This window comes from Streptococcus pseudopneumoniae (genome assembly GCF_001073085.1).
GTDB classification, from domain to species: domain Bacteria; phylum Bacillota; class Bacilli; order Lactobacillales; family Streptococcaceae; genus Streptococcus; species Streptococcus pseudopneumoniae_M.
Genome location: NZ_JVFV01000007.1, coordinates 39156 through 60973 on the forward strand (window position 1 = coordinate 39156; position 21818 = coordinate 60973).

The 21818-nt window shown below is 37.6% G+C and carries 20 protein-coding genes, 1 tRNA gene, 2 pseudogenes and 1 riboswitch; of the genes and pseudogenes, 16 read left to right on the plus strand and 7 right to left on the minus strand.

Going from position 1 to position 21818, the window contains the following annotated elements:
- The first annotated feature begins 2 nt into the window (after positions 1 to 2).
- Positions 3 to 422 carry a F0F1 ATP synthase subunit epsilon gene (locus ADH90_RS00415; protein ID WP_049503620.1) on the plus strand — a complete coding sequence of 140 codons (420 nt, stop codon included), beginning with the start codon at positions 3 to 5 and terminating at the stop codon, positions 420 to 422.
- Between the two features lie 41 nt (positions 423 to 463).
- Here ADH90_RS00415 and ADH90_RS00420 read toward each other — a convergent pair whose 3' ends face one another.
- Positions 464 to 1471, minus strand: coding sequence for a lactonase family protein (locus ADH90_RS00420; RefSeq protein ID WP_049529487.1), 1008 nt, complete (start codon positions 1469 to 1471; stop codon positions 464 to 466).
- A 209-nt stretch (positions 1472 to 1680) separates the two neighbouring features.
- Between ADH90_RS00420 and ADH90_RS00425 the strand changes: the two genes are divergently transcribed.
- From ADH90_RS00425 to ADH90_RS00440, 4 genes are all read left to right on the plus strand, one after another.
- Positions 1681 to 2844, plus strand: a complete 1164-nt coding sequence (locus ADH90_RS00425; RefSeq protein ID WP_049503623.1) for an AI-2E family transporter — start codon at positions 1681 to 1683, stop codon at positions 2842 to 2844.
- Positions 2834 to 4063 (plus strand): tetratricopeptide repeat protein, encoded by a 1230-nt coding sequence (locus ADH90_RS00430; RefSeq protein WP_049529488.1) that lies wholly within the window; start codon positions 2834 to 2836, stop codon positions 4061 to 4063. The genes ADH90_RS00425 and ADH90_RS00430 overlap by 11 nt, the downstream gene beginning before the upstream one ends.
- 182 nt (positions 4064 to 4245) lie before the next feature.
- Positions 4246 to 5082, plus strand: coding sequence for a DegV family protein (locus ADH90_RS00435; protein ID WP_049529489.1), 837 nt, complete (start codon positions 4246 to 4248; stop codon positions 5080 to 5082).
- Positions 5083 to 5188: 106 nt separating this feature from the next.
- Complete coding sequence (locus ADH90_RS00440; protein WP_001284633.1) at positions 5189 to 5464, plus strand: HU family DNA-binding protein; 276 nt, start codon at positions 5189 to 5191, stop codon at positions 5462 to 5464.
- 237 nt (positions 5465 to 5701) lie between these two features.
- Here ADH90_RS00440 and ADH90_RS00445 read toward each other — a convergent pair.
- The 3 genes and pseudogenes from ADH90_RS00445 to ADH90_RS00455 all read right to left on the minus strand — a co-directional run.
- A pseudogene (locus tag ADH90_RS00445) lies at positions 5702 to 6474 on the minus strand (transposase); the annotation flags it as partial.
- A 131-nt stretch (positions 6475 to 6605) separates the two neighbouring features.
- Positions 6606 to 6953, minus strand: a complete 348-nt coding sequence (locus ADH90_RS00450) for a thiol reductase thioredoxin (RefSeq protein ID WP_049529490.1) — start codon at positions 6951 to 6953, stop codon at positions 6606 to 6608.
- A 242-nt stretch (positions 6954 to 7195) separates the two neighbouring features.
- A complete protein-coding gene (locus tag ADH90_RS00455; RefSeq protein WP_049529491.1) occupies positions 7196 to 8914 on the minus strand; it encodes a phospho-sugar mutase in 1719 nt (572 codons plus the stop codon).
- Between the two features lie 152 nt (positions 8915 to 9066).
- On the opposite strand from ADH90_RS00455, the gene ADH90_RS00460 reads away from it, so the two are divergent.
- The 3 genes from ADH90_RS00460 (at position 9067) to ADH90_RS00470 (ending at position 13075) form a co-directional block, all read left to right on the plus strand.
- Positions 9067 to 10968, plus strand: coding sequence for an ABC-F family ATP-binding cassette domain-containing protein (locus ADH90_RS00460; protein WP_049529519.1), 1902 nt, complete (start codon positions 9067 to 9069; stop codon positions 10966 to 10968).
- A 1-nt stretch (position 10969) separates the two neighbouring features.
- Complete coding sequence (locus ADH90_RS00465) at positions 10970 to 11833, plus strand: XRE/MutR family transcriptional regulator (protein WP_049529492.1); 864 nt, start codon at positions 10970 to 10972, stop codon at positions 11831 to 11833.
- A gap of 75 nt (positions 11834 to 11908) precedes the next feature.
- Complete coding sequence (locus ADH90_RS00470) at positions 11909 to 13075, plus strand: MFS transporter (RefSeq protein WP_049529493.1); 1167 nt, start codon at positions 11909 to 11911, stop codon at positions 13073 to 13075.
- Between the two features lie 47 nt (positions 13076 to 13122).
- Here ADH90_RS00470 and ADH90_RS00475 read toward each other — a convergent pair.
- The 3 genes from ADH90_RS00475 to ADH90_RS00485 all read right to left on the minus strand — a co-directional run bounded on the left by ADH90_RS00475 (position 13123) and on the right by ADH90_RS00485 (position 14190).
- A tRNA-Arg gene (locus ADH90_RS00475) sits at positions 13123 to 13194 on the minus strand.
- Between the two features lie 108 nt (positions 13195 to 13302).
- A complete protein-coding gene (gene mscL, locus ADH90_RS00480) occupies positions 13303 to 13683 on the minus strand; it encodes a large conductance mechanosensitive channel protein MscL (RefSeq protein WP_000910212.1) in 381 nt (126 codons plus the stop codon).
- A 72-nt stretch (positions 13684 to 13755) separates the two neighbouring features.
- On the minus strand, positions 13756 to 14190 hold the full coding sequence (locus tag ADH90_RS00485) for a GtrA family protein (protein WP_049529494.1): 435 nt from the start codon (positions 14188 to 14190) through the stop codon (positions 13756 to 13758).
- Between the two features lie 28 nt (positions 14191 to 14218).
- Positions 14219 to 14316: riboswitch (PreQ1 riboswitch) on the plus strand.
- On the opposite strand from ADH90_RS00485, the gene ADH90_RS00490 reads away from it, so the two are divergent.
- The 8 genes and pseudogenes from ADH90_RS00490 (at position 14314) to truB (ending at position 21671) form a co-directional block, all read left to right on the plus strand.
- Entirely contained in the window at positions 14314 to 14823 is a 510-nt protein-coding gene (locus ADH90_RS00490; protein ID WP_049529495.1) for a QueT transporter family protein, read from the plus strand. It overlaps the preceding riboswitch by 3 nt.
- A gap of 615 nt (positions 14824 to 15438) precedes the next feature.
- Complete coding sequence (locus ADH90_RS00500; protein ID WP_049529497.1) at positions 15439 to 16086, plus strand: hypothetical protein; 648 nt, start codon at positions 15439 to 15441, stop codon at positions 16084 to 16086.
- Between the two features lie 71 nt (positions 16087 to 16157).
- A pseudogene (locus ADH90_RS11495) lies at positions 16158 to 16960 on the plus strand (formate/nitrite transporter family protein).
- Positions 16961 to 17348: 388 nt separating this feature from the next.
- Complete coding sequence (locus ADH90_RS00510; protein ID WP_049529498.1) at positions 17349 to 18146, plus strand: formate/nitrite transporter family protein; 798 nt, start codon at positions 17349 to 17351, stop codon at positions 18144 to 18146.
- An 80-nt stretch (positions 18147 to 18226) separates the two neighbouring features.
- On the plus strand, positions 18227 to 19501 hold the full coding sequence (locus ADH90_RS00515) for a DUF2130 domain-containing protein (protein ID WP_049529499.1): 1275 nt from the start codon (positions 18227 to 18229) through the stop codon (positions 19499 to 19501).
- Positions 19502 to 19510: 9 nt separating this feature from the next.
- The gene (locus tag ADH90_RS00520) at positions 19511 to 19954 is read left to right on the plus strand and encodes a GNAT family N-acetyltransferase (protein ID WP_049529500.1); all 444 of its coding nucleotides are present in this window, start codon (positions 19511 to 19513) and stop codon (positions 19952 to 19954) included.
- 31 nt (positions 19955 to 19985) lie between these two features.
- Positions 19986 to 20789 (plus strand): alpha/beta fold hydrolase, encoded by an 804-nt coding sequence (locus ADH90_RS00525; protein ID WP_049529501.1) that lies wholly within the window; start codon positions 19986 to 19988, stop codon positions 20787 to 20789.
- 3 nt (positions 20790 to 20792) lie between these two features.
- Positions 20793 to 21671 carry a tRNA pseudouridine(55) synthase TruB gene (truB, locus tag ADH90_RS00530; RefSeq protein ID WP_049529502.1) on the plus strand — a complete coding sequence of 293 codons (879 nt, stop codon included), beginning with the start codon at positions 20793 to 20795 and terminating at the stop codon, positions 21669 to 21671.
- Positions 21672 to 21818 lie beyond the last annotated feature (147 nt).

Consider the following 21818-nt stretch of genomic DNA (forward strand, 5'->3'; position numbering starts at 1 on the left):
CTATGGCTCAGTTAACTGTCCAGATCGTGACACCAGATGGTCTCGTCTATGATCACCATGCCAGCTTTGTATCGGTTCGAACTCTGGATGGTGAGATGGGGATCTTGCCACGACATCAAAATATGATTGCGGTATTAGCAGTTGATGAAGTTAAAGTCAAACGTATTGATGATGATTCTCATGTCAACTGGATAGCAGTGAACGGAGGAATCATCGAGATTGCTAATGATGTCATTACCATTATTGCAGACTCAGCTGAGCGTGCTCGTGATATCGATATTAGCCGTGCAGAACGTGCCAAACTTCGTGCAGAACGTGAAATCGAAGAAGCGCAAGACAAACACTTGATTGACCAAGAGCGTCGTGCTAAGATTGCATTACAACGTGCTATTAACCGAATCAATGTCGGAAATAAATTATAAAAAAATGAACTTGATTTGAGAATCAAGTTCATTTTTTATGTTTAAAATGTGACGCAAACCGCTTCGGGAACGTGGAAATCATTGGAAAGTTCTGCAAGACGACCAGTCTCTGGATTACGTTTAAAGACAGTTGCATTATCAGAATCCTGGTGAACGGCGATGAGGAATTCTTGGTCTGGTGAGAGGATAAAGTCTCGAGGAGTTTTCCCGTTTGTAGGAACGAATTCCAACAATTCTAAACTACCATCAGCTAGAATAGTGTAAACTACAATAGAATCATGACCACGGTTTGATGCGTACAGGTATTTTCCATCTTGTGAGAGACGAATAGCAGCAGTTCCATTAAAGTCATTAAATCCTTCAGGAAGAGTAGAAATAACTTGCATTTTTTCAAATGCACCAACACCATCATAAATCAATACTTCAATTGTACTATTGAGTTCACAGATGAGATAAGCAATCTTGTAGTGGTTGTGAAAAACAAGGTGACGTGCCCCAGCACCAGGACTACAATTGTAGGTAGTTAGTTTATTTAGTTTTCCTTCTGGATTGACATCATAAGTAGTAACCTCATCAGTACCTAAGTCGCAAGTGACTAAATACTGATCTGGTGTTAAATCTGTAAAGTGTACATGTGGAGAAGCTTGATTTTCATGAGGACCATGACCGCTATGCTGAACTGTATCAGCCAATTCTAGACTACCATCTTCTTTACGTTTGTATACCAGAATTTGGCCTTTGTGGTAATTTGCACCATAAACTAGGCTACGTTTCTCATCAACTGCAACATAACAGTGAGGAGCACCTTCTTCAACTACGTGATTAAGGAGGCTACCATCAGTCTTGTATGCTGCGATACCACCTTTGCCATCATGGCTTCCAACAGTGTATAAATGTTGGTCTTGATCAAATGCAAGATAGGTTGGACTTGGCTCAGCAGCAAATAGTTTAAGATTGGATAGTTGCCCAGTTTCTGTATCAAAATCAGCTTGATAAATCCCTTGGGATAAACGACGTGTGTAAGTTCCGAAATAAATTGTTTCAATCATAGCTATACCTCTAAATAAAGATGTTTCTATTATATCATAAATTAGGAGACCTGAAGAAAATAGTGAAAAAAGTATGAAACATCTAAGTATAAAATTAGTAAAATGCAAGTTCGCTTTGTTAAAGTTCTCAATCGTCACCTCAACACTTTAAAAACAGTTTATTCCCTATAAAAATGGTATAATGAAAGGACAAAGGAAAGGAAGTAGATATGGAACAAAAAGAGAAACATTTTAATTTATCTTGGTTTTTTAAATGGTTTTTAGATAATAAGGCTGTTACAGTTTTTTTGGTAGCCTTGTTACTAGGTCTCAATATTTTTATTTTAAGTAAGATTAGTTTTTTATTTATCCCTGTCGTTGATTTTTTATCAGTGGTCATGTTACCTGTTATTTTATCAGGATTGCTTTTTTATCTATTAAACCCACTGGTGGATTTGATGGAGAAGTACAAGATAAATCGTGTCTTAGCCATTAGTATTATTTTTGTCATTATTGCTATACTTCTGATTATTGGTCTGGCTGTCGCGATTCCAAATCTTCAACGTCAAGTAGTTATTTTTGCGCAAAATGTACCAAATTATCTCGAAGATGCGGACAGAGTTATTGATGATCTTGTAACCAAACGTTTACCAGATGACTTTAGACCTCAACTAGAACAGGTTCTGGCTCAGTTTTCAACACAAGCAACTGCTTGGGCAAGTAATATTTCATCAAAAGCTGTGAACTGGGTGAGTGCTCTTATTAGTGGAACGTCACAAGTCATTGTCGCTCTAATTATCATGCCCTTTATGCTCTTTTATCTCCTTAGAGATGGAAAAGGTTTGAGAGATCATATCACTCAATTCTTACCAAATAAATTGAGAGAACCAGTAGGTAAGGTTCTAACGGATGTGAACCAACAACTTTCTAACTATGTTAGAGGACAAATTACTGTTGCTATTATCGTGGCAATTATGTTTATCATCTTCTTTAAAATTATTGGTTTGAGATATGCGGTGACTCTTGGTATTACTGCTGGGGTCTTAAATCTTATCCCTTATCTTGGAAGTTTCCTTGCTATGATACCAGCTCTGGTCTTAGGGTTAATTGCTGGACCAGTTATGCTCTTGAAAGTTATTATCGTTTTTATCGTAGAGCAGACAATTGAAGGTCGTTTTGTGTCTCCATTGATTTTAGGTAGTCAGCTAAACATCCATCCAATCACTATTCTATTTGTTTTGTTGACGTCTGGTTCTATGTTTGGTGTTTGGGGAGTCCTATTAGGAATTCCTGTTTATGCTTCAGCCAAAGTTGTTATTTCAGCTATTTTTGAATGGTATAAAAAAGTTAGTGGTCTGTATGAGTTAGAAGAGGAGGTTGAAGGTGAGCAATAGTCAAGAAATGCTTGAAGCTTTGGATCAGCAAGATTTAACAAGAGCTGATCACTATTTTCAAAAAGCATTGGTAGAAGACTCTGATGATCTTCTTCTGGAACTGGCTTATTATCTAGAGGGTATCGGTTTTTATCCACAATCTCGTCAAATCTATGAAAAACTAGCTCCAATATTTCCAGAAGTAAATCTCAATCTAGCTAGTATAGCAAGTGAAGACGGACAAATCGAAGAAGCTTTTGCCTATCTAGAAGAAATTCAACCCAATAGCGATTCTTATGTATCTGCTCTTGTTTTAAAGGCTGATTTCTATCAAATGGAAGGATTGACGGATGTAGCTCGCGACAAGCTATTAGAAGCTCTTAATTACTCTGATGATCCTTTATTGATTTTTGGGCTAGCAGAGTTAGATAGTGAACTTGGAAATGATTTAGAAGCGATTAAGGGCTATGCTCAACTGGATAATCGTGAAATATATGAGCAAACAGGGATTTCGACCTATCAACGAATTGGAACTGCCTATGCTCGACTTGGAAAGTTTGAATCAGCCATAGAGTTTTTAGAAAAAGCTTTAGAGTTAGATTATGAAGATCAGACTGCATTTGAATTAGCAAGTCTTTACTTTGATCAAGAGGAATATCAAAAGGCAGTTTTATATTTTAAACAGCTGGATACTATTTCTCCAGATTTTGAAGGGTATGAGTATGGTTATAGTCAGGCTCTACATAAGGAACACCAGACTGAGCAAGCCTTACTGATAGCTCAACAAGGTTTGGAAAAAAATCCATTCGAAACACGTTTACTACTCCTTGCTTCACAATTATCTTACGAATTGCATCAACCTGAGCAGGCGGAAACTTATCTTCTTCAAGCTCAAGAAGATGCGGAAGACCAAGAAGAAATCCTCTTGCGACTAGCAACCATGTATCAGGAGCAAGAACGGTATGAGGATATTCTAGCCTTAGAAGTATATGAGCCAGAAAATCTCTTGACTAAGTGGATGATTGCACGGAGTTACCAAGAAACTGAAAATTTGGATGTTGCCTATGAATCTTATCAGGCATTGGTTTCAGAACTCAAGGAAAATCCTGAGTTTTTAGAGCAATATATTCATCTATTACGCGAACTTGGAAGGTTTGAAGAAGCAAAAGAACAGATCCAACACTATCTCAAGTTGGTTCCTGATGACATACAGATGCAAGATTTGTATGAACGTTTATGATGATACCAAAATAGTCGTCTTAGCAGGAGACTATTTTTATAAAATGAAAGATTTAAAAATCTATAAATTCCATTATAAAAATGAATAGATACAGTATGAATTTTTAGCTTTTTTTTGATATAATTGTTATAGTTAAATTGAAAAAACTCACTCAAAAAGTGAAATATAGAAAGATTTGAATTATGACACAAGTAAAAATCGTAACAGATTCTTCTGTTACCATTGAACCAGAAGTGGTCAAAGAATTAAATATTACCGTCGTTCCGCTCTCTGTAATGGTTGATAGTGTTCTTTATTCGGATGCTGATCTTGAAGAAGGGGAATTTCTTCGCTTGATGAAAGAGAGTAAAAATCTGCCTAAAACAAGTCAACCTCCTGTTGGACTCTTTGCTGAGATTTTTGATGAGTTGAGTAAAGACGGTAGTCAAATTTTAGCCATTCATATGTCTCATGCTTTATCAGGAACTGTCGAAGCAGCTCGTCAAGGTGCAAGTTTGTCAACGGCTAATGTGACCGTATTGGATAGTTCCTTTACTGATCAAGCCCTAAAATTTCAAGTGGTTGAAGCAGCTAAGTTAGCTCAAGAAGGACAAGACATTGAGACAATTGTGGCTCATGTTGAAGAAGTGAAGAAGAACACAGAGCTCTATATTGGTGTTTCTACCTTGGAAAACCTTGTTAAAGGTGGCCGTATTGGCCGAGTGACAGGTCTTTTAAGCTCTCTATTAAATATTCGCGTAGTCATGCAGATGAAAGATGATGAATTGCAACCAATCGTGAAAGGACGTGGAGCAAAAACCTTTAAGAAATGGTTGGATGAGCTAGTTTCAAAATTGTCAGAACGTTCTGTTGCCGAAATTGGTATCTCCTATTCTGGAACTAGAGACTGGGCAGAAGAGATGAAAGAAATCCTGCAACCATTCGTTGAAAAACCAATCTCTGTACTTGAAACAGGTTCGATTATTCAGACCCATACGGGTGAAAATGCTTGGGCTATTTTAGTCAGATATGAGTCCTAAAAAAATAAAGAAAATAGCAAGAAATAGCGTTTTTGACTTGACCTACAAGAGAATTTAGGATATGATTGTAATTGTTAATTAGAAAATATTTGGAGGAATTATTAACATGGCAAACAAACAAGATTTGATCGCTAAAGTAGCAGAAGCTACAGAATTGACAAAGAAAGACTCAGCAGCAGCAGTTGATGCTGTATTTGCAGCAGTAGCTGATTACCTTGCAGCTGGTGAAAAAGTTCAATTGATCGGTTTTGGTAATTTCGAAGTTCGTGAGCGTGCAGCACGTAAAGGTCGCAACCCACAAACTGGTAAAGAAATCACTATCGCAGCTTCAAAAGTTCCAGCATTCAAAGCTGGTAAAGCTCTTAAAGACGCTGTTAAATAATGAATTTAGAAAAAGCCTATTGTATCAAGCTTTCTAGCTTGGTCAATAGGCTTTTTTTGTAGTTTTGGGGCAAGGGAGAACAGTATCTTCTATACCAGTCATAAATTCCAAGCTATACCCATTGGTAATACTCAATTATTTTCAAAAAGCAACCTCGTCCATTGTCTGCTGACAGTGGATTAAAACGCTTTTTTACAGTCCTAGAATAACTTCTTGAAGCTTATCAATGATGGCTTCCAATGTTTGGAAAGCCTGACTATCATGAACATTTCCTGCCTCAACCGTATAAGCCAAGGCCCAACCATGCTTATCACAAGCAACTTGAGCAGAATAGGCAAATACTTCCTTGTGTTCGCCCTTATGGAACCAACCACACTCGGGATCTGTCGTTGAGATTTTCTTTTCCTTATTCTCACTTTCTTTTGCGGGCTTTAAGGACTATTTTTCGTGTTTTTTCCTATCTAGATAAATCTCAACTGCCAATTGTTCACTCATAAATTTAGCTTGTTGGTCTACCATTTCCTTACGGTACTTGTGACTATTAGCTGCCGCTTTGATATGGGTACCATCCACAAATAGTTCAGAAGGATCCATTAAGCCAGCATACAAAGCTTGGTTGAGAGCTTGGGAAAAAATCTCAGAAATGAGTTCTTTATCTTGAAAACGACGGCTGTAATTCTTTCCATAGGTATAAAATGAGGAACCTTATCATCTAAAGTTAGTCCAAGAAACCAGCGATAGGCCACGTTTACTTCAATCTCTTTCATGGTTTGGCGCATGGAACGAATGCCATAAAAACATTTGATCAAAGGAATTTTGACTAACATGACGGGATCAAGACTAGGACGACCATTATCTGGACTATAGGTATCTTCTACCAAATCATAAACAAAGCCAAAATCAACCTTTGAATCTACTTGTCGAAGAAAGTGATCTTCTGGGACCGATTCGTCTATTGTATAGAAACCATATTGGCGACGATTATAATCAGGTTTTTCTTTGTGAAACATAGGGAACACCTCACAACTCTTCTTACCTCTATTATACGACTTTGCACAAAGAAAAGCCCTTAGAAACTTGATTTCTAAGGACTTTGTCTTCAATCTGAAGAAGTCACAAGCCTTCTTTTTTATAGACTATTTTACAAGCCAGCAAATTCTTTGATTTCTTGAGCTGACATTGAAGAGTTGCAACGGACTTGGATTTGACCGTTTGATACATGGACGAATCCTGGTACAGTAGGGATTTCATAGCGTGAGCGGAAGTCTTGTAAAGCTTCAAGTTGGCTTGGTTCTTCGCTATTGATGAAGTAGATGTGCGCTTTGGTTTCAGCTACCACACCAGCCAATGTACCAGCAAATTTACGGCAGTAAGGACAAGTTTTGCGTCCGATGAAGAAAGTTGCTGTTTCTTGCTTGTCAAGTGCTTCTTGAGCACGTGCTACAGTTGTAACTTCAAGATCTTTGATGTTTTCTAAAAATTGTTCCATGAGATTACCTCGCTTTCATTGATACGTCTAGTATGCCATAAAGTCTATAAAATTGCAGAGATTTGATACGAAAAAGAGTCTGGGACAAAAGTCTAACCTTAAATATAAAAAGCGAACAAAACAAGTTATCTGACACTCAGAATACTGTCTTGTTCGCTTTTTTGTCTAATCTATCGATTTTAACAATTTATAATAAAGAATTCCTAAAATCAAAATCTTTTTGTCCCAGCCTCTTTTAGACTTTATTTTACAAAGGCATTGATTTCAGCTTCGATGTTAGCAATCTTAGCTTGTGAATCTTCGTTGCTTTCACCAACAACTGCAATGTAGAACTTGATTTTTGGTTCAGTACCTGAAGGGCGAACTGCAATCCATGATCCATCAGCAAGTGTGTATTTCAATACATCACTTGGAGGTGTAGTTAAGGCTGTTACAGTACCATCAGCGGCAGTAGATGTTTGTGCTTTAAAGTCTTCTACGACAGTGATAGCTGTTGCATTCCATTCTTTTGGTGCATTGTTGCGGAATTTAGTCATAATTGCTTTGATTTGTTCAGCACCGTCAACACCAGAAAGAGTAACAGAGATTGTCTTTTCAGCATAGTAGCCATACTCTTTGTAGATTTCCTCGATACCGTCAGCAAGTGTTAAACCACGAGAACGGTAGTAGGCAGCAAGTTCAGCAACGACAAGAACAGCTTGGATAGCATCTTTATCACGCACGAATGGTTTAATCAAGTAACCGAAGCTTTCTTCAAATCCCATCATGTAAGTGTGATTGTGTTTTTCTTCGAATTCTTGGATTTTTTCAGCGATAAATTTGAAACCAGTCAAGACGTTGAACATAGTTGCGCCGTAGCTTTCAGCAATCTTAGTTACCAAGTCAGTTGATACGATAGATTTGCAAAGGGCTGCATTTTCAGGAAGTGTTCCAGCATTTTTGTGAGCTTCCAAGATGTACTTAGCCATGATGGCACCGATTTGGTTACCTGAAAGGTTAAGGTAGCTTCCGTCTTTTTGAAGGACTTCAACACCAACACGGTCAGCGTCAGGGTCAGTTGCAACAAGAACATCAGCTCCTACTTGGCGACCAAGTTCTTCTGCAAGAGCAAAGGCTGCTTGGTTTTCTGGGTTTGGAGATTTAACAGTTGAGAAGTCTGGGTCTGGAGTTGCTTGAGCTTCAACGACTTGAACAGAGTCAAATCCTGCTTGAGCAAGAGCACGACGAGTCAACATTTCACCAGTACCGTGAAGAGGAGTGTAGACAATCTTCATGTCCTTACCAAACTCTTCAATCAAAGCTGGGTTGATGTTAACATCTTTAACTTCTTTGAGGTATTCGGTATCGACTGCTTCGCCAATAACTTCAATCAAGCCAGAAGCTTTTTCAGCTTCTACATCAGCAACTTCAACAGCAAATGGATTTTCGATAGCACGGATGTAAGTTGTCAAAGCATCAGCATCGTGTGGAGGCATTTGACCACCGTCTTCTCCGTAAACCTTGTAACCATTAAATGGAGCAGGGTTGTGGCTAGCAGTAATCATGATACCTGCGAAGCAGTTGAGGTGACGAACAGCAAATGAAAGCTCTGGTGTTGGACGGAGACTTTCAAAAACATAAGATTTAATACCGTGTTTAGCAAGAACTGCTGCAGATTCAAAGGCAAATTCTGGAGAGAAGTGACGGCTATCATAAGCGATGGCCACACCACGTTCTTTTTCGTTTCCACCTTTTGACTCAATCAAACGAGCCAAACCTTCAGTTGCTTGACGAACAACGTAGATATTAATGCGATTAGTTCCAGCACCAATCAATCCACGCATACCTGCAGTACCAAACTCAAGATTGGTATAGAATGCGTCTTCTTTAGTTTTCTCGTCCATTTTTTCCAAATCTTGACGAAGGTAGTCTGGAAGTTCTGCGAAATCAACCCATTTTTGGTAGTTTTCTTGGTAAGCCATAGGAAATCTCCTTTAGTATATAATTTAATCGCTTACATTATACCACGATTTGAAGTTTTAGTAAAACGTTAGCATGAGTTTCTGAAAAAGTTATGAAATATACCTACACCGCAAGTCTTGAATGGCTTACCGAAACATGCTATACTAACTGTATGATTATTTTACAAGCTAATAAAATTGAACGTTCTTTTGCAGGAGAGGTTCTTTTTGATAATATAAACCTACAAGTGGATGAAAGAGACCGCATTGCCCTCGTTGGGAAAAATGGTGCAGGAAAGTCTACATTACTCAAGATATTGGTTGGAGAAGAGGAGCCAACCACTGGTGAAATCAATAAGAAAAAAGATATTTCCCTCTCTTATCTTGCACAGGATAGTCGCTTTGAGTCTGAAAATACTATTTACGATGAAATGCTACATGTATTTGATGATTTGCGTCGGACTGAAAGACAACTTCGCCAGATGGAGTTGGAGATGGGGGAAAAAACTGGTGCAGAATTAGACAAACTTATGTCTGACTATGATCGCCTATCAGAAAATTTCCGTCAGGCTGGAGGATTTACCTATGAAGCCGATATTCGCTCTATCTTAAATGGATTCAAGTTTGACGAGTCTATGTGGCAGATGCGAATCTCTGAGCTTTCTGGTGGTCAAAATACTCGTCTAGCGCTAGCCAAAATGCTTCTTGAAAAACCTAATCTCTTGGTCTTGGATGAGCCGACTAACCACCTAGACATTGAAACAATTGCCTGGTTAGAAAACTATTTAGTTAATTATAGTGGTGCCTTGATTATCGTCAGTCATGACCGTTATTTCCTCGATAAGGTTGCAACCATAACACTTGACTTAACCAAGCATTCTTTGGACAGATATGTAGGGAACTACTCGAGCTTTGTGGAGCAGAAGGAGCAGAAGCTCGCAACTGAAGCCAAAAACTACGAAAAGCAACAGAAGGAAATTGCTGCCTTAGAAGACTTTGTCAATCGAAATCTTGTTCGAGCATCGACAACCAAACGTGCTCAATCTCGACGCAAGCAACTGGAGAAAATGGAGCGCTTGGATAAGCCTGAAGCTGGTAAGAAATCAGCTAATATGACCTTCCATTCTGATAGAGTATCTGGTAATGTCGTTTTGACAGTTGAGAATGCTGCCATTGGCTATGATGGTGAAATCTTATCAGAACCCATCAACCTTGATCTTCGTAAGATGAACGCTATTGCCATTGTTGGTCCTAACGGTATTGGTAAGTCAACCTTTATTAAATCCATTGTGGACCAAATTCCCTTTATCAAGGGTGAGAAGCGCTTTGGTGCTAATGTTGATGTTGGTTACTATGACCAGACTCAGAGCAAACTGACACCGAGCAATACAGTCTTAGACGAACTCTGGAATGATTTCAAGCTGACTCCTGAACTAGAAATTCGTAATCGCCTAGGTGCCTTCCTTTTTTCTGGTGACGATGTTAAGAAATCTGTTGGGATGCTGTCAGGTGGTGAACGAGCTCGTCTGCTTCTAGCTAAACTTTCAATGGAAAACAACAACTTCTTGATTCTCGATGAGCCGACCAATCACTTAGACATAGATAGCAAGGAAGTTCTGGAAAATGCACTGATTGATTTTGATGGGACTCTTCTATTTGTCAGCCATGACCGTTATTTTATCAACCGTGTAGCCACTCATGTGTTGGAATTATCTGAGAATGGATCAACACTTTATCTGGGTGATTATGACTATTATGTTGATAAAAAAGCAGAGCTAGCAGTTAGCCAAGCGGAAGAAGCTGCAGTTGTTAATCAAGAAAAAGAAGTTTCTCCAGTTAATGACTACCAAGCTCAAAAGGAAAGTCAGAAAGAACTTCGTAAGTTAATGAGACAAATTGAAAGTCTTGAGACAGAAATCGAAGAGCTAGAAACTCAAGCCCAAGCTATCTCTGAACAAATGCATACCACCAATGATGCAGATGAACTCATGCAATTACAAGCAGAACTGGATAAAATTAGCCATCGTCAAGAAGAAGCAATGCTAGAGTGGGAAGAATTATCGGAGCAGGTGTAAGATGGAAAATCTTGGAAAAGTCTTTCGTGAATTTCGAATCAGTAAAAATTACTCTCTAAAAGAAGCTGCAGGAGAGGCCTGTTCGACCTCCCAATTATCCCGCTTTGAATTGGGGGAGTCGGATCTGGCTGCATCTCGTTTCTTTGAAATATTAGATAATATTCATGTGACGATTGAGAATTTTATGGATAAGACTAGAAATTTTCAACATCATGAGCATGTCGGCTTGATGGCTCAGATTATTCCACTTTACTACTCAAATGATATTGCAGGTTTTCAAAAACTTCAAGAAGAACAACTTGAAAAGGCTAAGAGTTCAACAAATCCCCTCTATTTTGAGCTGAACTGGATTTTGTTACAAGGTCTGATTTGTCAAAGAGATGCTAGCTTCACTATGAAGCAAGGTGATCTGGATAAGGTGGCAGATTATCTTTTCCAAACAGATGAATGGACCATGTATGAGTTAATACTCTTTGGCAATCTCTATAGCTTTTATGATGTGGAATATGTTACTCGCCTTGGTGGAGAAGTGATGGAGAGGGAGGATTTCTACAAAGAAATTGGACGCCATCGAAAACTGGTCTTGATTTTAGCTCTTAATTGTTACCAGCATTGTTTAGAACATCTTGCTTTTGAAAATGCCAGCTACTTTGAAGTTTATATAGAGAAGATCATAGGTAAGAGCATCAAACTCTATGAGCGTAATGTTTTCCACTTTCTTAAGGGATTTGCTCTTTATCAGAAGGGGCAAAAAGAAGAAGGTTGTAAACAAATGCAGGAAGCAATGCATATTTTTGATGTGCTAGGTCTTCCGGAGCAAGTAGCTTACTATCATGAACATTACGATAAATTTGTAAAAGATTAATTTCCCAAATAAGGGAAAAATGAGAAACTCCTTCAAGTTTTGATACAATAGTTTCAAAATTTGAGAGGAGTTTTTATGAATCGATACGCAGTACAGTTGATTAGTCGTGGAGCTATTAACAAACTAGGAAATATGCTCTATGATTATGGAAATAGTGTTTGGCTGGCCTCAATGGGAAATATAGGAAAGACGGTATTAGGGATTTATCAAATTTCGGAGTTGGTGACAGCTATACTAGCTAATCCCTTTGGAGGCGTGATTTCAGACCGTTTTTCCCGTCGCAAGATTTTGATGACAACAGACTTGGTTTGTGGGATTCTCTGTCTGGCCATTTCTTTTATCAGAAATGATAACTGGATGATTGGAGCTTTGATCTTTGCTAATATTGTTCAAGCGATTGCATTTGCTTTTTCTCGGCCTGCCAATAAAGCTATTATCACAGAGGTGGTAGCAAAGGACGAGATAGTGACCTATAACTCTCGCTTAGAGTTAGTATTGCAGGTTGTTGGTGTTAGTTCTCCGGTGCTTTCTTTCCTTGTTTTACAATTTGCAAGTCTTCATCTGACGCTCTTACTAGATGCTCTGACTTTTTTCATTGCTTTTACTCTAGTTGCTTTACTTCCAAAAGAAGAACCAAAGGTTCAAGAGCAGAAGAGTTTTACCGGGAAAGATATTTTTTCGGATATCAAAGATGGCTTGCACTATATCAGGCATCAAAAAGAAATTTTCTTTCTCTTGTTAGTGGCTTCAAGTGTGAATTTCTTTTTTGCAGCTTTTGAGTTTTTGCTCCCTTTTTCAAATAAACTGTATGGTGTAGACGGAGCCTATGCAACTATCTTAACCATGGGTGCAATTGGCTCAATCATTGGAGCACTGATAGCAAATAAATTTAAATCCAGTATGAATACACTTTTGTTCTTAATAATCCTCACAGGAGTAGGAGTTTTCATGATGGGCTTGCCACTGCCCAATTTTCTAACTTTCTCTGGGAACCTAGTTTGTGAATTATTTATGACAATTTTTAATATTCACTTCTTTACACAAGTACAGACCAAGGTTGACGGAGACTATCTGGGGAGGGTATTGAGTACCATTTTTACACTGGCAATTCTCTTTATGCCTATTGCGAAAGGTGTAATGACATTTTTACCAAGTGTGAAATTAGTTTCCTTTTTAATCATAGGACTCGGAGTTATTCTTCTTTCGTTGGTATCAATGATCTATATTCAAAGACAAGATTAATACAGAAAAAAAGCAACGTCAACTGTTGCTTTTTTTCTTTTCATCAATCCACCCTGAGGGAATCGAACCCCCATCTCAAGAACCGGAATCTTACGTGATATCCATTACACTAAGGGTGGAAACTTTAATTATTATATCAAAAAAGAGAGCTGAACTCAAGTTTTTTCTAGGCTCAGCAAAAGGTGAATAAAAAAAGGATTCAGTATTGAAACGAATCCTCTAGATGATTATTTTTTCTCAAGAAGAGCTTTGATTTCTTGAAGAACTTCCAATTCAGTTGGACCAGCAGGTGTTTCTTCAGCAACTTCTTCTTTTTTACGAAGATTTTGAGCTTTTTCCATTGCTTTAATCACAAAGAATAGAACAGTACCGACTACAAGGAAGTTGATAACAGCGCTCAAGAAGTTACCGTAAGCAACCCCATTCCATGAAAGTTCAGCAATACGTTCGATTTTTGCAGCTTTCAAAGCTGGGTTCAATAGAAGTGGAGTGATGATATCATTAACAAATGAAGTAACGATAGCACCAAAAGCAGTAGCGATGATCACACCGACAGCAAGGTCTACAACATTACCGCGGAGCAAAAATTCTTTAAGATCTTTTAACATTTTCATAATTTCCTTTCAAAATTTAACAGCTTTAATTATAGTATAATAGTCATTAGAATGCAAGAAGTATGCTTATTGTTTTTTAAAAACAAAAACTTTACTGAAGATGTAATTGAGGACTATGATCGTAACTTGTGCAAAAATAGTCTCAATTGAATTGATAGTATTGAGATTATCACCTACGAATTGACCGATGATATGGGGGCAACTCGTCACAAAAATAAAGGTCAGAAGCAGGTCTAAGAGGAAGGTTATGAATCTTGCAGTCGTAAATTTTATCAGACGCTTGAACCAATGTTTTCGTTTTTGCTTAAAAACAATGGTATCATTGGTGAAAAAAGCAAACAAAATTCCAGCTATATTTCCCAGAGCAGTCGCCCATAATTCTTGTTGGAAAAAGAAAAAAATAGTGATACGAACAATAATAGATACAAGAGTAGTTGCAACTCCAAAAAATAAGTAGGAGAGGATTTCATTGTCGAAAAATTTTTTTATGGATGTTTTCATAAAAATAGTATAGCATAAAGGACATAAATGTGCTATACTTGTAAGGTTGACTTGCTCAACCCTTGGTGCTTAGCTTCTTTCACCAAGCATATTTTACGCGGGTTAATCGCTAAAGGAGAAAACATGAAAAAACTAACTATCCGTGATATGGCAGATATTGCCATTGTCGCAGCAATTTATGTGGTTTTGACAATCACACCACCCCTTAATGCTATCAGTTATGGTGCTTATCAGTTCCGTATTTCTGAAATGATGAACTTCCTAGCCTTTTACAATCCTAAGTATATCATCGGTGTTACTCTTGGATGTATGATTGCAAATTTCTTCAGTTTTGGAATCATCGATGTTGCGGTTGGTGGAGGATCAACTCTTGTCTTCCTTAGCTTAGGAGTATGGCTGTTTAGCAAATACAGCAAAGACTATCTTTTTAATGGATTGATTCGTAAAGATCATTTCTTCTTTTCAATTCTTTTTTCGATTTCAATGATCACCATTGCTGCTGAATTGAATATCGTAGCAGAAGCACCTTTCTTCTTAACTTGGTTTACAACTGCTATCGGAGAATTCGCTTCCTTGATTGTTGGTGCTATTCTTATAGGAAAAATCGGTAAGCGACTTGATTTGACCAGATAAAGATATCACATCAAATATTATTGAAAATGGCTGAACATTGTTCAGTCTTTTTCTTATTTTTCTATAGACCCAGACTCTCAACAAAAGTGGTATAATAAAGAAAAAAGGGATTATTTTAATATGTATGGTTATCGTATTTCAGTTTTTGAAGTCCTTTGGAAAAATCAGGTCATTAGATTTTTGTTAATTTTTTTAGCACTATTTTATTTCTATCTTTTTTTCCAAAGAGTTAAGACATCCTTAAAAAGTGGTGGGAGTATGTTGGATCCTTTTCATATTGCAAAGGGAAGATTATACATTCACACGATTATTCTTTTTAGAAAAAGGATTGTTCCTCTAGCTGAAATTAGACAGATTGATATTGATTACGTTCGAGGGAGAAGAATGAATGGGGACAGGTATCATCTGTACTTTACAAGGAAAGATGGAAAATCTTTTACTTTTCATTTTGGAAAAAGCAAAAGAAACGAGGAGTTATTGAAAAATCTTGCCAATGTGGCCAAGAAGTGCCATATTAAAATCTATTATTATTATTATTAAGAGTCGATTGCTAAAATTGAATTGTTGTCACTTGTGACAGTTGTGACAGTTGTCAAAGCTAGGAGAGTAGCTAATATGAATCAACTACAAGTAATAAGAGAAGATAAACAACTAAGAATTTTATTGATGCAAGAATGCGATATTCTATTTTATGACCAGTTGAAAGAGATTGAATTTTCTCAGAACAATGAAGTTTATTCTCTATCGCCCATAGCCTTTGCCCAAGACGGTAGTGGGGGAGAATATGTAATTCTTGAGGATGAGAGTATCGGCTTTATAGGGAGTGAAGGCCAAGTTGGTCGGGTAGCAGAAAGCCTTGATGACCTGCTTACTTTCTTACTTCATGCTGGCTCTATCTCAGATTTTTCCTGTCGTTTGCTCTATCAAAACATGCATTTGCTGGCACAATTCTGTAAAGGATTTATCGACAAAGCACGAGAAAATTATCAGTCAAAAGGTGAAGATTGGGATAAAGTGAGAACTGGACTTGCACAAGAGTTGGGACTCGAATTTCAGCCAGAGAAACTGCAAGAGTTAGCGTTCAATTTTTATCAATCAGCGATAAGAACCCCTCTATTCACTTGTAAATATGGTCATGGTGAGAATGAATATGTCTGCGATTCTGTTTTATCAGATATTGTCGGCTTGTGGGTTTCAGAGCTGGTTGGGATGACTCCAGTTGAGATTGAAGATTTTGCTGCTACTAAAAATATTCAAGTGTAAAAAGCAAAATTTAATTTTCACTTAAAATATCTCATGTTAAAATATTAATAATGATATTTTAAGGAGTTTATATGAGTTCTTCAGAATTTATTTCAAGAATTGATTATTATTATTATTGCCATAAGAAAGAAAGTTTATTTGACCAAAGTAAGTTTTAATATGCCATTCGCTCGATGTTTGCAGGTGCTTTCTTAACCTTTAGTACAGCTGCTGGGGCCATAGGTGCTGATCTACTCAATAGCATTGTTCCAAGTGCTGGTTATTTCCTATTTCCCTTTGTATTTGCTTGGGGACTTGCCTATATCGTTTTCTTGAACGCCGAGTTGGTTACCTCAAATATGATGTGCTTGACAGCTGGAACATTTTTGAAGAAGATTAATTGGAAAAAAGCCTTTATCATTTTGCTCTATTGTGCCTTTTTCAACTTAGTTGGTGCTCTGTTAGTAGGTTGGTGCTTTGCTAATTCATCGGCGTTTCACACCTGACACACGACAGTTATCTTCCAAAGATTGTAGCTAAGAAGTTGGCACGACCTAGTGAGTTGGTCTTGTTGGAAGGGATTTTGGCAAATATGTTTGTAAATATTGCTATTCTTTCTTCAGTTTTGATCAAGGATAGCAATGCCAAACTCTGGATTATCTTGTCAGCTATTTCTATGTTTGATTTCTTATCTAACGAGCATATTGCAGCCAATTTTTCGTCTTTTAGTATTATTAAATTCAGTATTGTTTCTGACCAAATTGCTAACTTTGATATTCCAAATATCCTCCGTCATTGGAGTGTTACCTTCATTGCTAACTTGATAGGTGGAGGATTCCTGATAGGTTTACCATACGCTTATCTTAATAAAAATGAAGAGACTTATGTTGATTAGGACAAGCTTTTGAAAATAAAATGAATATTAATAATAGAGGAGGTCGGGACTAAAAATCCAGACCTCGATTTTTTTTCCAAAGAAGCTTTTGATAAAAACGTTGTTTTCTTTGTCTATAAATTCAAACAAATTATTAGTGCATGGACTTTAGCTGAAAAATAAAGAAACTTTTTTGTAAATTCAATATAGAACAAAAATAAAATATATATTGAATATATGGAATAATGGATTTAAAAATAAAGAGTTGAAAACATTAAAGATGCTGATACAAAGCAAATGGAAACGATTGCTAAAAGTTATAAAAATATTGTAAATAGAATTAAGAAAGCCTTCCCATAATTTCGATTTTATGTTATAATATTCACAAATAAAAGTTTTAGGAGTTTATATGGTTTCTTCAGAATTTATCTCAAAAATTGAGTTTGCTTGTAAGAAAAAGGAAAGTCTTTACAGTCAAAGTAAATTCAAGTACGCTATCCGTTCAATGTTTGCGGGTGCTTTCTTTACGTTCAGTACAGCGGCTGGTGCAGTTGGAGCTGACTTGATTAATAAGATTGCACCAGGTAGTGGACGCTTCCTTTTCCCATTTGTTTTCGCTTGGGGGCTAGCTTATATCGTGTTCCTGAATGCTGAGTTGGTTACATCAAACATGATGTTTTTAACAGCTGGTAGTTTTTTGAAAAAAATTAGCTGGAGAAAAACAGCTGAAATTCTTCTATATTGTACTTTCTTTAACTTAATCGGAGCTCTTATTGGTGGCTGGGGATTTGCTCATTCAGCCGCTTTCGCTAATCTAACACACGATAGCTTTATTTCTGGAGTCGTGGAGATGAAGTTGGGCCGTTCAAATGAACTAGTTTTGCTTGAAGCAATTTTGGCTAATGTCTTTGTAAACATCGCGATTCTTTCATTTGTTTTAGTTAAAGATGGTGGTGCCAAACTTTGGTTGGTTCTATCAGCCATTTACATGTTTGTATTCTTAACAAATGAGCACATCGCCGCAAACTTTGCATCATTTGCTATTGTGAAATTCAGTGTTGCTGCTGATTCAATCGCAAACTTCGGTATTGGAAATATTCTTCGTCACTGGGGTGTAACCTTTATCGGTAACTTTATCGGAGGTGGTCTACTGATGGGATTGCCTTACGCCTTCTTAAACAAAAACGAAGATACATACGTAGATTAAAAGTTGGATTGATTCCAACTTTTTCTTTTTGTTTTTCCATGCTATAATGAAAGTAGTAATGTTAAATTTAGAGGAAAATCATGAACGAAATTAAATGTCCAAATTGTGGCGAAGTTTTTACAGTTAATGAAAGTCAATATGCAGAACTGATTTCTCAAGTTCGAACTGTAGAGTTTGATAAGGAATTGCATGAACGCATGAAGCAAGAGCTGGCCTTGGCTGAGCAAAAAGCCATGAATGAACAGCAGACAAAACTTGCGCAAAAAGACCAAGAAATTGCCCAGCTACAAAGTCAAATTCAGAACTTTGATACCGAAAAAGAATTAGCCAAAAAAGAAGTAGAGCAAAGTGCTAGTCAAAGTCTGCTAGAGAAGGAAAAAGAAGTTCAAGCACTGGAGAATCAGCTGGCTACCTTACGCTTGGAGCATGAGAATCAGCTGCAAAAGACACTGTCTAATCTAGAGAAAGAAAGAGACCAGGTCAAAAATCAGCTCCTTCTACAAGAAAAAGAAAACGAGCTTTCTCTGACTTCAGTTAAGCAAAACTATGAAGCTCAGCTTAAGGCAGCTAATGAGCAGGTTGAGTTTTACAAGAATTTCAAGGCCCAACAATCAACCAAGGCTATTGGAGAAAGTCTTGAGCAGTATGCGGAAAGTGAGTTTAACAAGGTTCGTAGCTTTGCCTTTCCAAACGCTTATTTCGAAAAGGACAACAAGGTTTCAGCACGTGGTTCTAAGGGCGATTTTATCTTCCGTGACTTTGATGAAAATGGGCTAGAATTCATTTCCATCATGTTTGAGATGAAAAATGAAGCGGACGGGACAGAGAAGAAACATAAAAATGCAGACTTCTATAAAGAGTTGGATAAGGATCGTCGTGAGAAAAACTGTGAGTATGCAGTTTTGGTAAGTATGCTTGAGGCTGATAACGACTACTTCAATACTGGGATTGTCGATGTTAGTCACGAATATGAGAAGATGTACGTCATTCGTCCCCAGTTCTTTATCCATTTGATTGGACTCTTGCGCAATGCTGCACTGAATTCTCTCAAATACAAGCAGGAATTGGCTTTGGTTCGCGAGCAAAATATTGACATTACGCATTTCGAGGAAGACTTGGATGCCTTCAAGGTTGCCTTTGCAAAGAATTACAATTCAGCTTCTGTCAACTTCGGCAAGGCCATCGATGAGATTGATAAAGCCATTAAGCGTATGGAAGAGGTCAAGAAATTCCTGACAACATCAGAAAACCAACTCCGACTGGCTAATAACAAGCTGGATGATGTTTCGGTTAAAAAATTGACTCGCAAAAATCCAACCATGAAGGCTAAGTTTGAAGCTTTGAAGGAAGACTAGGAGGCTTCTATGCAGATACGAAAAGCAACCATAAAAGATGCTGAAGCACTATTGTCTCTATATGAAGACTTGGGCTATCCAACGACCGCTTCTAAGCTGTCTCGACGTTTAGAAATGATTCTTTCTCAGCCGCATTATGGCTGTCTTTTAGCTGAAAGAAACGGAGAAATTTTAGGTTTCTTAGGTTACGCAAAGCTCTTCTTTTTTGAAACAGATGGATCTTATTATCGTATTTTAGCTTTGTCAGTTGCAAAAGAAACAAGACGACAAGGAATTGCTAGTAGGCTAATCGATGAATTGAAAAAACAAGCGGTAAAAGAAGGAGTTGAGGCACTGGCTTTAAATAGTGGATTAACCGCTGAACGAAATGCTGCACATCAGTTTTATCAGGCAGTTGGATTTGAAAAAGTGACTGCCGGCTTTGCCTTGCATTTAAAAACTCAACATAAATAAATCATAAAAAAATAGTAGAGGGAACGAAGTGATGTCTTCAACAAAAGGGAAAACCTTATATTTTAACGAAAAGAGCATGGACTATGTGACATTTGGAAAAGGAAAGGACCCTCTAGTAATTATACCAGGCTTGGGTGATGGACTACAGACAGTTAGGGGCATGGCTCAAATGATAGCTTTAACTTACCGAGAATTTGCCAAGGTTTATAAAGTTTATGTTTTTTCTCGAATCAATGAGTTGAGGCAGGGTTATACGACACGGGATATGGCAGCAGATGTTGCAGAAGCAATGGAGGTATTAAATATTACAAGTGCCTATGTTATGGGGATTTCGCAAGGTGGAATGATTGCCCAATGGCTAGCTGTAAACTTTCCAGAAAAGGTTGAAAAGCTAGTTTTGGCTGTTACAACTGCAAAACTAAGTAATCTAGGTAGGGAGAGAATTAGTCGCTGGCTAAACCTGAGTCAGTCAGGTACTTATAAAGATCTGATGATTGATATTGCTCGTCACTCTTACACGACTAAATCCTTTGGAAAATTTAAATACCTTTATCGAATAATGGGAATCTTTGGTCGCATTAAAGATAAACAACGTATTGATATTCAGGCTGTATCTTGTTTGAAGCATGATAGTCTAACTTGTTTGGAAAAAATTAACTGCCCTACGTTAATCGTTGGAGCAGAAAAAGATGATGTTTTAGGCGTAGAAGCTTCGGTTGAATTGCATCAGCATATCAAAGGTAGTCAACTGATTATTTTACCAGGGTGTGGACATGCACTCTATGAACAGAATAAGGATTTCCAAAAAAGAGTTTTAGTATTTTTAGAAAGTTAATAAATGAACGGTATTATCAACTTAAAAAAAGAGGCGGGGATGACCTCGCACGATGCAGTTTTCAAGCTGCGTAGGATTTTAGGAACTAAGAAGATTGGTCATGGAGGGACTTTAGACCCTGATGTTGTCGGTGTTTTACCCATTGCCGTCGGTAAGGCGACTCGCATGGTAGAGTTTATGCAGGACGAAGGTAAGGTCTATGAGGGTGAAATTACTCTGGGATATTCTACAACAACCGAGGATGCTAGTGGTGAAGTTGTTGCAGAGACACCAGTATTGTCTCCCTTAGATGAAACCATTGTTGATCAAGCAATCGCTAGTCTGACAGGTCCTATCACTCAGATTCCACCTATGTACTCTGCTGTCAAGGTCAATGGTCGCAAACTCTATGAGTATGCGCGTGCTGGTCAGGAAGTGGAGCGTCCAGAACGTCAGGTGACGATTTATAGTTTCGAAAGAACCAGTCCTATTTCCTATGTGGAGAATCTTGCTCGATTTAGCTTCCGTGTAAAATGTAGCAAAGGGACTTATATCCGTACCTTGTCAGTTGACTTGGGAGAAAAACTTGGCTATGCAGCTCATATGTCTCATTTAACACGAACAAGCGCTGCAGGCTTGCAGTTAGATGATGCTTTGACCTTGGAAGAAATTTCCGAAAAAGTAGAGGCTGGACAACTAGACTTTCTTCATCCCTTAGAGATTGGTACAGGTGACTTAGTTAAGGTGTATTTGACTCCAGAACAGGCAGAAGAAGTGCGTTTTGGTCGCTTTATTGAATTGGAGCAAACTGAGAAGGAATTGGCTGGTTTTGAAGGTGATAAGTTATTAGCCATTTTAGAGAAACGGGATTATCTTTATAAACCAAGAAAGGTTTTCTATTGATTAAAGCTGGTGGAAAAATTGCAAACTGATGTTTAGTTTAAAAAAGCTGATAGACAGTCTAGTTTAGAAGAAAAATTGTTTTGAAAAAGGGTTGAAAACACGGTGATATTTGACAGTTTTGCTTGCTTATGATAATATTTAAATAAA